The organism is Flavobacterium sp. B330r, from assembly GCF_056824325.1.
Genome location: NZ_CP124860.1, coordinates 4494238 through 4509751, shown reverse-complemented (window position 1 = coordinate 4509751; position 15514 = coordinate 4494238). Strand labels below are relative to the sequence as shown.

Below are 15514 nucleotides of genomic sequence, written 5' to 3'. Positions count from 1 at the left end.
TTCTAGTTCAAGGTCAACACTTTAAACTATGTCTCTATGTGTTTAGTATCACACTACAATGCTTATTTCTTTTGTAGCGAAATCTCACGAATCGAAATGGGTTTAGCGAAATATAGCGCTTTTAATCTTCATAAAAAGCGCTAAAACCTTATTATTAAAGCTTTTATTGCCATGGCATATAAATTGGTTTTCTAGGAAAGTTAACCCTTAAAAACCAATTTATTATGAAAAAATCAATATTGCTAATCATCATTTTATTTCTAAATTTTAGCGCTGCAAAAGCCTGCGATAAATGCAGTTCCTACAATAACAGTGATTTTAAAATAAAATCGGCTACAATAACTCATAAAGCAGATTTAGGGCTTACGGTTTGGGACATTAAAGTAGAAGGAACTGCTGGAAAAACAATGCCTAAACCAGTGGGTCAGTTAAATGGTGCGCCAGTTTTGGCCTATGTTTTTCCGACTACTTTAAAATCTTCTGATATTGGTTTCGGTCAAGCCGAAGGAATAGTAGCACTTGCGCTTACTTCTCATCCCGATTTTGAAGACACTCCGCTTTGGGATGAAAATCTTGACGGAAATTATCTAAATGACGGTTTAATCTGGCATGCCCACTGGGTTTTGCTAGTGGAAGACAAACGTGTTGCCGGCGGACTTTCGGTTAGAGAGTTTACAAAAGGAGATCCAAATGTGGTTCTTCCTCCAACAAATCCTGGAATGGCAATGTATATGGATAGTCCTGGTTTTAATATCGTGGCTAAAGGAAATTCTATAAAAGTAATCGTACCCGATTTTAGAATCAACAACAAAACCAATTTTAAGTTTGATGCTGTCAGCTGCTATATGGAAGTTAGCACAGGCGCTGGGGGTTCACATGATTCTGAAGGTTCTAAGCCAATGCTCGGGGTATACAAAGTTTACACTGTTGCCAGCGGAAATCTTTCATTGCCTTATTCTGTAAAATAAAACATAATTCTAAAGCTTAAACACAATAAAAAAATCAATTCTCTTAAAAATGATCTTTATTCCTTATATAATTTTAAACACTTTAACAACAAAAGGTTATGCGCAAGGCGATTATGCTACAGATCCGCATTTGACTCCAGCTGTAAAAGCCTTTTTAAAACCTCTAAATTCTGGAGGAGCTCCATTAGAATCGCTTCCGGTTGCAGATGCCCGAAATGTATTGGTTGGCGCACAAAATGCTTTTAAAGTTGATTTGTCTGGAATTGAAGAATCTGAAAAAGAAATTACAGCTGACGGTTATAAAATCAAGCTGAATATTGTTCGTCCCGCTGGCGCGAAAGGAAAACTGCCTGTTTTTATGTTCATTCATGGCGGTGGTTGGGTGCTGGGCGATTATCCTACGCACAAAAGAATGGTTAGAGATTTAAGCGTTTTAACGGGTTATGTGGGCGTTTTTGTCAATTATTCTCTGGCTCCAGAACACAAATATCCTCAGCCTATAAACGAGGTTTATGCAGCTGCAAAATGGATTTCGGCGCATGGAAGCGAAATCAATGTGGATGGAAGCAAATTAGGAATCGTGGGCAATAGTGCAGGTGGAAATCTGGCTACAGCGAGTGCTTTGATGGCTAAAGAAAAAGGAACGCCACTCTATAAAGTGCAGATTCTTTTCTGGCCTGTAACCGATGCTAATTTTAAAACAGAATCGTATAAACTCTATGGCAAACAGCGCTTTCTGACCGATTCTTTAATGAAATGGATGTGGGATCAATACGTAGATCCTTCCAAAAGAAAAGAAATATACGCTTCGCCACTGCAAGCCAATTTATCTCAGCTGAAAGGCTTGCCTCCTACTTTGATTCAAGTTGCCGAAAATGATATTTTGAGAGATGAAGGAGAAGCTTACGGACGTAAATTGAGTGATGCTGGAGTTGTCGTTACAACTGTTCGCTACAACGACGTCATTCACGATTTCGGGTTATTGAATGGTTTGGCTGAAATCCCGCAGACAAAAGCACTCTTTATTCAAGCCGCAGCAGAACTTAAGAAATATCTGAAGTAAGATTAATCCTTGAACAAAACAAACATAACAACCTGTAATTAAATGTTTTACAAGAAAATAAATTTGTAAATTTAATTCTCAAAAACAATAAAAAGAAGTCGTTATGCTTGTACAAGAAAAAACTGGATTGATTGTAATTGATGTTCAAGGAAAACTGGCTCGAATGGTGCACAACAGCGAAAAGCTAACCGCTAATTTGGAAAAACTTATTCGAGGCTGTCAATTACTTTCAATTCCGATAATTTGGGCCGAACAAAACCCAAAAGGACTTGGCGCAACGATACCTGAATTAGAAAAGCTATTTCAGGATCAGAAACCAATTGAGAAGTTTTCTTTCAATGCATTGGATAACGAAACTTTTAAACAGGCGATTATAGATTCTGGTAGAAAGCAGTGGTTAATCTGCGGTATAGAAGCTCATATCTGTGTGTATCAAACGGCAATAGGATTATTGGCCTATAATTTTGAAGTCGAAGTTGTAGCCAATTGTATTTCTTCCCGATCAGAAGAAAGTATTGCAATTGCTTTGCAAAAACTGCAGCACAAAGGAGCTTCATTAACCAATGTCGAAATGTGCCTTTATGAACTTGTAAAAGATTCGAGACGGGAAATTTTTAAAGAAATTCTAACATTAATCAAATAAAAAGAATCATGTCAAAATCGAAAACTATTGTACTCATTCATGGAAATTTTGTGAACGACAAAACGTGGACAGAATGGAAAAAGTACTATGAACAAAAAGGATATACGGTTTATACTCCCGCAAATCCAGGACACGAAGGTGTTCCTGCCGAATTGAGAGCAAGAGTGCATCCTGATCTTACCAAAACTGGATTTATAGATATTGTTACGGCCATCAGCAAATTAATAGACACTTTACCCGAAAAGCCTTTGGTAATTGGACATTCTATGGCTGGTATGGCTACCTTAAAACTGGTTGAATTAGGTAAAGTAACAGCTGGAGTAAGCATTGATGGAGCGCCTCCAAAAAATGTGTTTCCGCCATTTCAAACCTTAAAAACAGTAATACCGGCTTTTGGTTTTTTCTCTACAAGCAAATATTTTATGGGAAGTAGAAAATGGTATGATTATGCTTTTTTTAATACCATTCCAGAATCGCAAAAAAGCATTGCTTTTGAGAAATTCGCAGTGCCTGAAAGCTATAAAGTCAGCAGAGAATTGGTTTTGAATTCTTTCTCTAATATCAATTTCAAAAAACCGCACGAACCTATTTTGTTTATTGGCGGCGGAAACGACCATATCTTCCCTCCTAATTTAACAGAGACAATTGCCAGCCGATACAAAGAAAATGCAGGTCGTGTCGATCTAAAAATATTTGATGGCAAAAGCCATTTTATTTGCGGAGAACCGGGCTGGGAAAGTGTTGCCGATTATATTTTAGATTGGTATGAATCGTTATAGAAATTATATATTTCGACTTTAAAAAATATATAAAAATGCTAGATCTTTTGGATTTAGCATTTTTAATTTTCTTTCAAACCATCATTCTGATTAAAATTGCTGCTCCTTTTTTATTTCTTCAATTCCGTTTCTATAGCTTGTTACAGCAAAATCTGGAAAACGCTTTCTAAATTTTGAATCATCAAAAACATTGGCATGCTCATATCTTGGAAGCAATTCTTGGAGTTCTTTTGCTTGTTTACTGAAAAATGCACCAATGGTAAAAACAAACTTTGGAATAACTTTATATTTTAGTTCTCTCCCATATATTTCAGAAGCTAAGGCAATGAATTCTTTATAATTAAGATGGCTTTCATCGACTGGCAAATGCCAAGTCTGCACAAAAGCATCTGGTGTATTGCCTATTAAAGCTGTGGCACGGCTTGCGTCTGGTGTCCAAATTAGACTTCTTTTTTTAGAGTCTTTCAAAGGAACTTTTAGTTTTTTATTTTTTTTAATAGCATTAAAGATTAAAGTATTGGTAATGCTCTGCGTTTTGGCAGGTCCATAAAATTCAGGTGCACGACAGATTACGCCTTCCAATTGTCCCGCTTTTATTTCGCTTAGCACCATTTCTGCCATTTCTTTTCTAATTTCTCCCTTTCTGCCGACAGGTTCAAAGGCCGTTTCTTCGGTAAGCACTCTGCTGTCTTGTGGATACATATAGGTATTATCAAAAAAGACCAATTTCGTTTTATTGATTTTACAGGCTTCAATAACATTTCTTAAAATCAGCACAAACTGTTTTTCCCATAAGTCAGTATCCATCGGAAGTCCTAATGTAAAATAAGCTATTTCACTACCTTTGACGGCTTCTATTGCTTTTTCTTTAATGGTTAAATCTGCCGAAAAAACGGAATCTGTATCATTTACTTTTTGTGCTTTACGGCTTACAATTCGTATATCTGAGGTATAATTTCTTTTTAATTCTCTTGCCAATTCTTCTCCAATCTGTCCGTTGGCTCCTAATATAGTTTGCATACTGCTTAACTTTTTAAATTGCTTTGTTTTTTCTGACACTTGTATTTACTGTAGAAATTGTAGCAAGTCTCATAAACTCTAACTCATTTATATTCTACTTTATTGCTATTCTAGAACCTATAAATCAGTTAATTTATTTCTAAATTACAACAAAAAAACATACCATTTTTTCTGTGTTTATTATTAGTAAAATTAGAGAAAGTTTTGTTACTGGATTCTATGACTTTTTTTACTTTTTTAAATTTAAATAAGAAAATGCGAAAACAAAAGCCCTGTATCAATCAAGATACAGGGCTTTTTTTAACTCAAAAAAACAACAACATTTTTTTATTTTACATCAAACCATAATTTGGTTGTCAATAAATCTTTTCCTTGTTCGGCTACAGCTGCTTGATAACTAGCACCGTTTAATGACTGTTCTGTACCAGGATAGAAAAGACGCGAAGGAATTTTTCCGTCCAAAACAGTAGCAGGACCAGCTGCAAGAACTGGATAATCCAATCTTCTCCATTCTGTAAAAGCATCTAAACCTTGTCCGAAAAAAGAAATCCATTTTTGTGTACCAATAGATTTAGCATAATTTGATGCATCATATTTCACACTTGCTTGATCTAAATAAGTTGAAATCGTAGTCGCATTCGTAATTCCGAACTGGTTCAAAGATGCTGTAATAGCATTTTTATAATACTGTTCTGCATCTCCCGAAATATATCCGCGGGCTGCTGCTTCTGCAAGATTAAATAATGTTTCTGAATAAGAAGCAATTACCGCTGGAGAAGCCGATGTTAAGAAATAAGTTCCTGGTTTTGATGTTTTAGCAAAACCTTGGCTATTGGCATCACTATTTGATAATCCGTTTGCACCTCCAACATATTTTCCTACACTTGCATCTGAAGGCAATTGTGCAAAAACAGGCAAACGAGGATCAGACAATGCATATAATTGATCGACCATAGTTTTTGAAATACGGAAATCATCTCTAGTTTCAAACCAAGCCGAAGCTGGATTTTGCTGTGGCGAACTGGTATATACAAATTGAAAGGTTTCGGAATTACTACCAATTAATCCTCCTGCATCGCTTGTAGCGTCTATAGCTGCTAGTTTTGCCAAACCTGGTTCTTTGTCTGAAATTCTCAGCGCAATACGCAAACGAAGTGAGTTTACCAGTTTTTTCCATTTCAAGATATCACCTTTGTAAGCCAAATCACCCGTAACAGAACCATTTGCTGGATTTAACAAAGATTGCGCTTGTTTTAAATCGTCAAGCAATCCTGTGTATACTTCTTTTTGTGTGTTATATGCAGGCGTTACATTTTGACCCGCTTCTTTGTACGGAATACTTCCGTAAGCATCTGTCAGCAATAAAAAGGTCCATGAACGTAGCGTTAAGGCGATACCTTTATAGTTAGAATTTGCCTGAGCATCTGGAAATTTTATAATCGTATTCAAATCTGTAATTAGAGTCGAATATCCCTTATCCCACAATGACGTGAAAGAAGCATTAGAAACATCGTAACGATCTGGTTCTGTATATTGAATTTTAGCCCAATGCTGCACAAACAGCAAAGTCGAGTTAAAGTTATTTGCATCTCCCCAGTACAAATCGGCACTTTGCTTTAAGGTACCTGTTAAAAGATATGGTGCAAGCGGGGTTTCAGTTGCATTTGGATTTTTATTAATATCGTCCAAAGTATCACTGCAAGAGCTCAGTGTCAATGCAAACAGTATTGTATATGATAGTTTTTTTAGCATGATTCCGAGTTTTTAAAATTTAACGTTAAGGTTTAAACTGAAATTTCTAGTTGTTGGTAAAGCCAAACTTTCCAATCCTTGCGCATTTCCAGTATTGAAAGCCGTTTCTGGGTCAATATTTGGAGCATCTTTGTAGATAAAGAATAAGTTACGGCCAGCAGCAGTAACGCTTGCTCCTTCTAATCCTAGTTTTTTAATCAGCTTTTTATTAAAATTATAAGTAAGTTTTATCTCTCTCATTTTTACGAAAGTTGAACTATAGATGTAAGCTTCACTAATATTGTATGATGCTTTATAATATTCTTGTGCGCTAATCACTTTATTATTAGGAGTTCCGTCTGCAAACACACCTCCGAAAATCATTCCATCATCATAAATCGTTGCACCACCTGGAGCTGCTCCGCCTGTTACCAAAGTTTTCGGATTAGCGGTATTGTTTCCCGGATAATAGTAGCTTAAACCGCCATTTTCAGCACCACGACCTGGAAGCGTCTGTGCTAAAACACCTGTATAGTTACCTGTTCTGTTTGTTCCTGAGAAAAGTTCTCCACCAACACTAGCATCAACAAGGAAAGAAAGCTCAAGATTTTTGTAAGTCAAAGTATTTGTAAGACCAGCTAAATAATCTGGAGTATAATGTCCTAATACTTTTTTTGTCGGATCTGCTTTTGGAAGACCATTTGCTCCTACTACAATATTTCCGCTTGCATCACGCTCGTAAGCTGTTCCGTAAAGCGCGCCATAAGCTTGCCCTACAGATGCCAATACATCTACACCTCCAGAAGAACCAATCGTATAGTTTTTAATATCTCCTGCGTAATCTAGAATTTCTACTTTACTTTTATTTTTAGAATAATTCACCGCAACATTCCACTTAAAGTTTTCTGTTTGCACAGGATTTCCGTCTAACTGTATTTCAATACCTTGGTTATTAATTTTACCTGCATTGATTAACTGCGAAGTATAACCGCTTGCTGCTGTAGTTTTGATTTCTAATATCTGGTCAAAACTATTGGTATTGTAATACGCGATATCAAAATGAAGTCTGTTTTTCCAGAAAGAAGCTTCACCACCTACTTCAGTAGAACGTGTCGTTTCTGGCTTCAAATTTTCATTCAGTTTTCTTTGAGAAGAAGTCTGGATCGGATTTCCGTCAAAAGCAGTTTGGAAATTATAAACTGTAGCCAATTGGTACGGATCTGCATCGTTACCTACTTCAGACCATCCTCCACGAAGCTTTAAGAAATCTAATGTACTGCTCTTAATATTTAATGCATCTGTTAAAACCACACTACCGTTAATAGATGGGTAGAAATAAGAACGATTGCTGCTTGGTAATGTAGAAGACCAGTCATTACGGGCCGTAACGTTCAAGAAAGCATAATTTCTAAAACCAAACTGAGCAGAAGCGTAAGCACTGTAAACTCTCAATCTAGATAATGAGTTTGATGATGTTAACGGATCTCTAGAGTTTGTTAAAGTATACAAATCTGGAACCGCTAAACGTGGCGCTTTCTGATAGTTGTTGGCATCGCTATGGTTACGAATGTTGAATCCCGCAAGTGCATCTACAGTAAAATCATCATTAAGCTGTTTTGTATATTGAAATATACCCTCAGTATTTTGCTCATTTACAGTGTAAGCATCTTCTGCGTACGATCCGAAAGGAGTTCCATTTGTACCATATTTAATAGTATATTTTCTTCTATCGTTATAATAATCAACTCCTGTACGGAATCTGAAGTTTAATCCTTCAGCCAATTTCGCGTCTAAATGGATATCTCCAATTAAACGGTTACGCTGTTGGCTTGTTGTATTGTAATAGGCATTCCAATATGGGTTGCTATAATAGCTGTTATTCCAGTTGGTATTTCTATCTTTTTCCAATTCATTAATATCAACCTGACGTCCGAACCAAAGAAACTGAAGCATTACACCAGCCGCACGACCACCAGATGGACCACCTGGCAATTGAGGGGCATTTGTAGCGATATAATTGGCATTAACCCCAACTTTTACACTTTCAGAAATCTGATAATTAGTATTAATAGAAAAGTTTGTTTTGTTGATTTCACTGTTTGGTACAGTTCCAAGCTGTTTTTGATTGTTTACACCTAAACGGAAATCTGATTTATCGTTAGCTTTTGCAATAGAAACACTATTATCATAAGTAAGTCCTGTATTGAAGAAATCTTTCACATTATTTGGGTGCGCAACAAAAGGAACAGCTTCTCCTTTAGAGTAAAATTGCGGAATAAGGCGTCCGTCCATTCTTGGTCCCCAGCTTTCATCAACACCATCATTAACTCCTCCACCTTTTCCGTCTACGTAGCTGAATCTTCCGTTAGAACCTTGCCCAAAAGTGTTTTGGAAAGAAGGCAAAGTAGCCACTTGAGAAACAGTTAGACCAGTATTAAAAGTAACACCAAATCCTCCTTTTTGCCCTTTTCCTGATTTTGTCGTAATAAGTACAACACCATGAGCAGCACGCGATCCGTAAAGAGCAGCGGCATTTGGTCCTTTTAAAACAGTCAAAGTTTCAATATCCTGTGGATTCAAATCGGCAATTGCATTTCTGAAATCACGAGTAGCCCCACCAAAATTCAATTGTGAGTTGTCTACAGGAACACCGTCTACCACAAAAAGCGGTTGGTTGTTTCCTGCAATAGAGGTTTCTCCACGAATAATAATACGAGAAGATCCCATATCTCCTTGTGAATTGGTAATACGCACACCCGCTACTTTACCAGAAAGAGCATTCAAGAAGTTGGTTTCTTTGGTAGTTGCCAATTCTTTTCCTTTTACTGATTGAGTTGTATATCCTAAAGATTTCTTTTCTTTTGAAATCCCAAGTGCTGTAACCACCACTTCAGATAAAGCGTTTTGTTCTTCAGTAAGATCGATCGTAATATCGTTTTTGTTTACTACAACTTCTTGTTTTTTATATCCTAAATAACTAACTAAAAGTACATAAGGGAATTTTTGTCCTGTTTGGAAATAAAATTTTCCATCTGTATCTGTAATAACACCATGTGTAGTTCCTTGAATCGTTACCGAAGCCCCAATAATAGGCTCTTTTGTAACGGCATCGACAACTGTTCCTTCCAGTTTAGACTGAATTAGCGGCTTTGTTTCTTGAGCTTTAACTCCTATGGAAATCAAGAAAATACATAGCCAAGCATATCTTTTTAGTTTTATTTTCATTACTTTGTTTTAGTTTAATAAATAAGGCGAGTCTAGACAGCTTTATGCTATTCTAGCTTTCCTTTTAGAGATGACAATTTCTTTTAAGCTTCTACCATTTCTGCTGCAACAGAAATGGTTTTTTCTTTTTATCTGCAGCACATTCGTTTTTTCATTTTTACTTTTTTTTGGATTACTATTCTTTTAAATTGGCCTATAAAATTTTAACCCCTATTCGGGATTGTTGTACTTCTTAAAATTTATAATGAATTAAAAAAGAGGACTTTTAACCGTAGAATGCATAAGGACGAAAACTGCCGAATGCTTTTTGCTTATTTTGGAATGAAATATCGTGGTTCTAATCTCTGGCTTTTAACTTATATTTTAAACTCTACTAATTTGATAGAACAAAAGTAAATTAAAAATAGTATTCCCCAAATTTTAATTAAACTTTTTGCAAAAAAAATGTTAACCTTTTTAAACAGACGAGCATAAATAACTAAAAACAAATAAGTTATAAAAAATAGCCGCTTTTATGGTTTTATAAGAATTGTACTAAAATCTTAAAATTAGAGAACCTTTTTGGCTATTTTAAATTCCAATTCCGGAAAGTTTAAACCAAAAAAAAACTCCAAGATCATAAGACCTTGGAGTTTCTATTTTTTGTATTTCTAACTTATTATAGCTCGTTGAATTCGTGTAGCGATTTCAATGTAGTTTCATAAAATAAAATGGCTGCAATAAGATTTCCTTTATCTGAGTAAGGCATCATTTTTCTCTGAAATTCTACTGTAGTATCTAAGAAACTAGTTGTACCTAACGCCTGACCATCTAATATTTTTTTATTGTCAGCTGTATCAGGAATACCTAGATCTGCCATTGTAACACCTGGCTTAGTAACCAAAGCAATGTAAGGAAGTGTTTTTACTAAAACTTTAATACGTTCAATGTACAATTCTAAAAGCTCTCCTTTTTGCATACCGCTTAATTCTTTTTGATCGTGGTATTTACGGATTAAAGCTGTTGTACTAATGATACTTCTTGGTGCGTTTTTTGCCTGTGCAGAAACAGCGGCAGTCGTCAAGAAGAAAAGTGCACATAATAAAATAATTTTACTCTTCATTTTCTTAATAGATTTGGTTCTTGAATAAAAACAAAAATATATAAATTAACTTAAAATGCAATTTTTAGAAGTCCTTTTTACTAAAATTATAATAATCTTTTAATATTATTAGCAAAATAGAAATAAAACGCCTACAAATTACGATATTCCAATCGTTCTTTTTTAAGACTTAATGATTCTAAAACGCCCTGGATATTTGATCCAAATGCTTTTTTTGTTTCCGTAGTAATCCATAAAATCTTCGCAGACAAAAACAGCATGAGCTTTTGACCAAGCTACAACTCCGCAATATTCGCTTCCAGATTCTCTTTTTAATTTCTGAATTTGTTTGCCTAATTTAAATCCTAAATATTTGTAGATGGTTGGAGTGTATACAGTGCCTTCTTCCAATTCTTCTAAGGCTTTCTCAAAAGTGGGTTCTTTATCGATAATCTGCATGTATTTTGCCATAACAGCATACGTTAAAACAGCATAATCGCGTATTTTTTCGCTGTCACAATTATCTTTAATATAAACAAAACCCGCAGATTTTCTAGCTTTAGTAACTTCGCTGCTATCCAAATTAAAGGTTGCATTGTTTTTTAGCGTAATCCTATAAGAATTATTGTGTAGTTTTTCGCTTTCAAATAGATTATCCAATCCGTACACATTTAAAGAAGCTTTAATAAATGCTATCGATGAACAATTTGTACGTTCACCTTGCTTAAAACTTTCAAATATTTTGTCTGAACTCAATTGCGAATACGAACTTGAACAAACAAACATTAGAAGTAAAAAAAATGAAGTAACCGATTTCATGCCTTATTATATATTATTTCTCAATTATTTTTTGAAAAACTGTATTAGATTTTTACAAATCTATAAAAATCCAACCATACTTTTACTTCTTTACTTTTTATCTATTAAAAAAAGTGTTTTCTGAACGCAAAAAAAACGTCTCAAATAAACTTTGAGACGTTTCTGTATTATTTTTTTTCTTCGTTATTCAATTTATCATCGAGTTCAGGTTCTGTGCCTTTAAACTTTTTCGTGTCAACATCATAGTTTTCATCATTTGTCAAAACTTCGTCATGATCTTTATATTGATGTTTTCTCGTATCGTTTCGATGATCTCCTCCACCCTGTTGTTTAGGATTCGGGTTTTTCTGGGTTTGATTATTCTTCTCCATAATTCCTAGTTTTTAAATGATTATTAAAATTAGCTCAAATACAATGGCTTGGCTTATATAATCATTTTTAAAAATTATAAAATAAAACTGCCCGCTATTTTATCTCATACCTATTTACTGTATTTCGAAAATCTGCTAAATATCGCTGTTTCCTATCTTTTCTATTTTTCGAAAAGGCAATAAATACAACAAAAATGTAACTGGCATATTATTAGGATACAGCAACTTAAACTAAATTTTAAAAATCATGAGCTTAAACGCCATCATTATTATTATTGATCCTTTTAATAGAACACTCAAAATCAATAATTTGACAATTATAAAAGCTCAAGATTGAAAATCAAATAGTTTAAGCTTAACTTTGCTCCCTCAATACTCAAAGTAAGTTATACAACAGAATATGTGGACTATATGCCATGAATGCCAGGGACAAGGTAAAATAAATCGCGGACTCAGTAAAAAAGCGCAACGCCTTTATAAAACGGAATTGGCTTTATATGAGAACAAACAGAGTACTATTGCTCCGATACGTCCTAAGGCACATTTGCATTTATGCACAAATTGTTCTGGGTCTGGATTAATGCAATCTAAAAATTATCTTGAACCCGATCTCACAAAACCGCACGTTGCCATTATTGGCGCAGGTATTGGCGGAGTTGCTCTAGCGGTAGCCTGTTTGCATCGCGGTATTCCGTTTACCATTTATGAAAGAGACAGCAACTTTGATGCCCGATCTCAAGGTTACGGACTTACGTTACAGCAAGCCAGTAAAGCTATGAAAGGGTTAGGAATTACTTCTTTGGGAGGTGTAATTTCTACAAAACATATTGTACACAATACCGAAGGAAAAATATTAGGCGAATGGGGAACCAGAAAATGGCTGGAAACCGCCATTAAAACACCTACAAAACGCACCAACATCCATATCGCAAGACAATCGCTTCGTTTAGCTTTATTAGAACAACTTGGAGGAAATAATACTATCCAATGGGGACATCAATTAATAGATTTTGTAGCATCTGAAAATGGTGTAGAGTTAAGTTTTCAGGTAAACGGCGAAATAAAAACTGCAAAAGCCGATCTTGTTGTCGGTGCCGATGGTATTCGCAGTGCCGTGAGGAAGCTAATAATTGGCGAAGAGGCAACACCGCTCCGTTATTTGGATTGCATTGTAATCTTAGGAATTTGTCCTTTAAGTTCGCTCGAAGGACTTTCGAGTGATTTACTTGATGGTGCAACAATATTTCAGACTGCCAACGGAAATGAACGTATTTATGTAATGCCTTATACTGCAGATTCTGTCATGTGGCAATTGAGTTTTCCGATGTCTGAAGAAGAGGCCAAAGAACTAAGTGCTAAAGGACCGAAAGCCTTGAAAGAGGAAGCCTGCCGAAGAACGCAATGGCATACTCCTATTCCTCAGATTTTGCAAGCAACTCAAGAAAATCTAATTTCTGGATATCCGGTTTATGATCGCGAGTTGTTGAGTTCTGAATTATTAGAAAAGAATCAAAATATTACTTTAATTGGCGATGCGGCGCATCCGATGAGTCCGTTTAAAGGACAAGGTGCCAATCAGGCTTTGTTGGATGCTTTAAAATTGGCTAGAAAAATTTCGAAAGGCTGTAACGCTAAGTCCAAATGGAAAGAAAGAGGATTGAGAGAATGTGTATTAAATGATTTTGAAGCTGAAATGCTTGAACGCAGTGCCACGAAAGTACAAGGTTCTGCTGATGCCGCTCAGTTTTTACATTCCGAAATTATACTTCTAGAAGGTGATGAACCGCGAGGAAGATGTTCTAAAAGGAGTGAAGAATAAAGAATATAAATTGGAGATCAATAAAAAATGCTAAACCTATTGTTTAGCATTTTTTGTATAGAGTTATTATTCAATCATATACATGGGAATTAAACAATAATTTAATATTTTTTTATAACTGATTCTGACGCGATCTCTTTACTTTTATGATCTCATTTACAAACAATTAAATAGTTGCGCCATGAAAAATACACAAATAAATTTCAGTCCAAACAATAAAACCTGTACAGGCCGAACTTTGGTTTGTGATGGTGATAATAATGAATTAATATTTCGTAAAACTTATGTAGGAGATTGGGGAGATTGGGACGAGAAACCAGATGAAATTTTAAAAGATCAGCATCTTTACCTGGATCAAAATACTAGTTTTACAAATGCAATTTAAACTAAAAGCTACTTATTAAGTATATAATTTAAGCAATACAATCTTGCGATTCTATCTATTAGGCTAGAACGCTGATTGTATTGCTTAAATTTTCTTTGTTTATAAAATCCAAAATAAATTCTCTTACCTCTTTACTTGCTTCTGTTTTGGTTGCAAAAGAGTTAATGTAGAATTCATCATCCTTGTCACTAATATGGATAATTTCTGTGTAGCCTTTAGTTATTAAACTCCCTTTTAGTTTAATAATGTTTACTTCTTGTTTTCCGTCAAGTTCTTTACGAACCTGTAATTTTATAGCTCTTTCCATATTCAAAAATTTTTAAATAATTAACTATCATTCAGTTATAAATTTAAAACATTTAATCTATCGAAATCAGATTTTAACACAGTTCGCAACGTATTATTTATCAACATATTATAAACATTTTCCTCTTTTTTAAAAAGAAATGCAAAACATCAGTAAAATCAATACTTTTCAAGCTAATTTCCTGTAAAATCTTTGTCGCTCAGGGTTTTCATAAATGCAAGAAGATTCTCTTTTTCTTGTTCTGTAAGCGGAATTCTATTGCCATTATTTTTAAAAATCGGATCTAAATTCTCTGCACTTAAGACTCCATTATCAAAATAATCTAAAACAGCTCTTAAGGTAGCAAACTGACCAAAACTTCCGTAAGGTGCTGTATATTCAACATTTCGCAAACTCGGAACTCTAAAACTCATAAAATCAGACGGAATTCCAGTAACTCTGCCTCGTCCTGCCTCATTAGAATCTGTGTTTAAAGGAAATCCAATATTTCTAAAACTCTGATCTGTAAACAATTCGGTACTATGACAGCTAGCGCATTTCTGTTGAAATGTGGCATAGCCTGCCGCTTCGCTTTCTGTAAACGTTTGCCCTTCTTTTCGTTTTACTTTATCGTATTTGCTGTTAGCAGAAATTAAGGTGTATTCAAACTGGGCAATACTTTTATAAATTCTATCTGGTGTAATTTCCTGATCTCCAAATGCTTTTTTAAACATCTCTTTATACGAAGCATCATCTTTAATTTTTCCGATAACTTCTAGAATTGAAGAATCCATTTCTTCGTGAGTTATAATAGGAACCAAAGGCTGGGTTTCTAATTGCAATCTGCTTCCATCCCAATTAAAGAATTTTAAAAATATCAAATTCTGAAGCGGTGGTGCATTCCTAAATCCCACTCTTCCTTCAATTCCAATAGCTCGCGCATTATGATCTGCAAAAGCATTCGCTTGGATATGACAGCTTGAGCACGAAATGGTATTGTCTTTACTAAATCTTTTGTCTGAGAAAAGCTTTTCGCCCAATTCTGCACCATATTTTGTAGGCTTGTTCAAACTCACATAACTGTTTACCTCTGGAAAATCAGTCGGAATAGGCAATGAAAGCTCAGGATTATCAAAATAAGTTTCATCAGAATCACTACTGCTACAAGAAGTGAAAAAGAGTACCATTAGGATAAAGCCAACTATTTTTTTCATTTTAATGAATTTTAAAATAGAGCCGTCTTTTAAAATTTCAGACGGCTCTGAAATATTTTTACAACATTTAGATTAAATTTAATCTGTATAAATCTGCTTTAATCCTTTTT

The 15514-nt window shown here is 34.9% G+C and carries 14 protein-coding genes; 6 read left to right on the top strand and 8 right to left on the bottom strand.

The genetic code is table 11. The features are described from left to right. Window positions 1–224: 224 nt before the first annotated feature. The 4 genes from QLQ95_RS20020 to QLQ95_RS20005 all read left to right on the top strand — a co-directional run bounded on the left by QLQ95_RS20020 (window position 225) and on the right by QLQ95_RS20005 (window position 3453). Window positions 225–968, top strand: a complete 744-nt coding sequence (locus tag QLQ95_RS20020) for a hypothetical protein (protein WP_427873626.1) — start codon at window positions 225–227, stop codon at window positions 966–968. 49 nt (window positions 969–1017) lie between these two features. Continuing rightward, on the top strand, window positions 1018–2031 hold the full coding sequence (locus QLQ95_RS20015) for an alpha/beta hydrolase (RefSeq protein WP_482501359.1): 1014 nt from the start codon (window positions 1018–1020) through the stop codon (window positions 2029–2031). Between the two features lie 103 nt (window positions 2032–2134). Further along, window positions 2135–2674: a hydrolase gene (locus QLQ95_RS20010; protein ID WP_482501357.1), complete on the top strand. Its 540-nt coding sequence runs from the start codon at window positions 2135–2137 to the stop codon at window positions 2672–2674. Window positions 2675–2682: 8 nt separating this feature from the next. Next, a complete protein-coding gene (locus QLQ95_RS20005; RefSeq protein WP_482501355.1) occupies window positions 2683–3453 on the top strand; it encodes an alpha/beta hydrolase in 771 nt (256 codons plus the stop codon). A 90-nt stretch (window positions 3454–3543) separates the two neighbouring features. Here the strand turns inward: QLQ95_RS20005 and QLQ95_RS20000 are convergent, their stop codons facing one another. From QLQ95_RS20000 to QLQ95_RS19975, 6 genes are all read right to left on the bottom strand, one after another. Next, the gene (locus QLQ95_RS20000) at window positions 3544–4473 is read right to left on the bottom strand and encodes an NAD-dependent epimerase/dehydratase family protein (RefSeq protein WP_482501353.1); all 930 of its coding nucleotides are present in this window, start codon (window positions 4471–4473) and stop codon (window positions 3544–3546) included. 327 nt (window positions 4474–4800) lie between these two features. Further along, window positions 4801–6225: a SusD/RagB family nutrient-binding outer membrane lipoprotein gene (locus QLQ95_RS19995; RefSeq protein ID WP_482501351.1), complete on the bottom strand. Its 1425-nt coding sequence runs from the start codon at window positions 6223–6225 to the stop codon at window positions 4801–4803. A 12-nt stretch (window positions 6226–6237) separates the two neighbouring features. Next, window positions 6238–9429: a SusC/RagA family TonB-linked outer membrane protein gene (locus tag QLQ95_RS19990; RefSeq protein ID WP_482501349.1), complete on the bottom strand. Its 3192-nt coding sequence runs from the start codon at window positions 9427–9429 to the stop codon at window positions 6238–6240. Between the two features lie 658 nt (window positions 9430–10087). Further along, window positions 10088–10531 (bottom strand): hypothetical protein, encoded by a 444-nt coding sequence (locus tag QLQ95_RS19985; protein WP_095929165.1) that lies wholly within the window; start codon window positions 10529–10531, stop codon window positions 10088–10090. Between the two features lie 162 nt (window positions 10532–10693). Continuing rightward, the gene (locus QLQ95_RS19980) at window positions 10694–11329 is read right to left on the bottom strand and encodes a hypothetical protein (protein ID WP_095929164.1); all 636 of its coding nucleotides are present in this window, start codon (window positions 11327–11329) and stop codon (window positions 10694–10696) included. Window positions 11330–11496: 167 nt separating this feature from the next. Then, window positions 11497–11700 carry a hypothetical protein gene (locus QLQ95_RS19975; RefSeq protein WP_482501347.1) on the bottom strand — a complete coding sequence of 68 codons (204 nt, stop codon included), beginning with the start codon at window positions 11698–11700 and terminating at the stop codon, window positions 11497–11499. 400 nt (window positions 11701–12100) lie between these two features. On the opposite strand from QLQ95_RS19975, the gene QLQ95_RS19970 reads away from it, so the two are divergent. Together QLQ95_RS19970 and QLQ95_RS19965 are read left to right on the top strand one after the other, a co-directional pair. Next, window positions 12101–13519 carry an FAD-dependent oxidoreductase gene (locus QLQ95_RS19970; protein WP_482501346.1) on the top strand — a complete coding sequence of 473 codons (1419 nt, stop codon included), beginning with the start codon at window positions 12101–12103 and terminating at the stop codon, window positions 13517–13519. A 181-nt stretch (window positions 13520–13700) separates the two neighbouring features. Beyond that, a complete protein-coding gene (locus tag QLQ95_RS19965; protein ID WP_427873619.1) occupies window positions 13701–13904 on the top strand; it encodes a hypothetical protein in 204 nt (67 codons plus the stop codon). A gap of 58 nt (window positions 13905–13962) precedes the next feature. On the opposite strand, the gene QLQ95_RS19960 is transcribed toward QLQ95_RS19965, so the two are convergent. Beyond that, a complete protein-coding gene (locus QLQ95_RS19960; protein WP_250835948.1) occupies window positions 13963–14211 on the bottom strand; it encodes a hypothetical protein in 249 nt (82 codons plus the stop codon). A 173-nt stretch (window positions 14212–14384) separates the two neighbouring features. Next, the gene (locus tag QLQ95_RS19955; protein ID WP_482501345.1) at window positions 14385–15404 is read right to left on the bottom strand and encodes a cytochrome-c peroxidase; all 1020 of its coding nucleotides are present in this window, start codon (window positions 15402–15404) and stop codon (window positions 14385–14387) included. Window positions 15405–15514 lie beyond the last annotated feature (110 nt).

Excerpts from the sequence above, each read along its gene's own strand:
- QLQ95_RS20005 (WP_482501355.1), top strand. The coding sequence starts at position 2,683 with ATGTCAAAATCGAAAACTATTGTACTCATTCATGGAAATTTTGTGAAC.
- QLQ95_RS20000 (WP_482501353.1), bottom strand. The coding sequence starts at position 4,473 with ATGCAAACTATATTAGGAGCCAACGGACAGATTGGAGAAGAATTGGCA.
- QLQ95_RS19995 (WP_482501351.1), bottom strand. The coding sequence starts at position 6,225 with ATGCTAAAAAAACTATCATATACAATACTGTTTGCATTGACACTGAGC.
- QLQ95_RS19960 (WP_250835948.1), bottom strand. The coding sequence starts at position 14,211 with ATGGAAAGAGCTATAAAATTACAGGTTCGTAAAGAACTTGACGGAAAA.
- QLQ95_RS19985 (WP_095929165.1), bottom strand. The coding sequence starts at position 10,531 with ATGAAGAGTAAAATTATTTTATTATGTGCACTTTTCTTCTTGACGACT.
- QLQ95_RS19955 (WP_482501345.1), bottom strand. The coding sequence starts at position 15,404 with ATGAAAAAAATAGTTGGCTTTATCCTAATGGTACTCTTTTTCACTTCT.
- QLQ95_RS19975 (WP_482501347.1), bottom strand. The coding sequence starts at position 11,700 with ATGGAGAAGAATAATCAAACCCAGAAAAACCCGAATCCTAAACAACAG.
- QLQ95_RS20020 (WP_427873626.1), top strand. The coding sequence starts at position 225 with ATGAAAAAATCAATATTGCTAATCATCATTTTATTTCTAAATTTTAGC.
- QLQ95_RS19980 (WP_095929164.1), bottom strand. The coding sequence starts at position 11,329 with ATGAAATCGGTTACTTCATTTTTTTTACTTCTAATGTTTGTTTGTTCA.
- QLQ95_RS19965 (WP_427873619.1), top strand. The coding sequence starts at position 13,701 with ATGAAAAATACACAAATAAATTTCAGTCCAAACAATAAAACCTGTACA.
- QLQ95_RS19990 (WP_482501349.1), bottom strand. The coding sequence starts at position 9,429 with ATGAAAATAAAACTAAAAAGATATGCTTGGCTATGTATTTTCTTGATT.
- QLQ95_RS20015 (WP_482501359.1), top strand. The coding sequence starts at position 1,018 with ATGATCTTTATTCCTTATATAATTTTAAACACTTTAACAACAAAAGGT.
- QLQ95_RS19970 (WP_482501346.1), top strand. The coding sequence starts at position 12,101 with ATGTGGACTATATGCCATGAATGCCAGGGACAAGGTAAAATAAATCGC.
- QLQ95_RS20010 (WP_482501357.1), top strand. The coding sequence starts at position 2,135 with ATGCTTGTACAAGAAAAAACTGGATTGATTGTAATTGATGTTCAAGGA.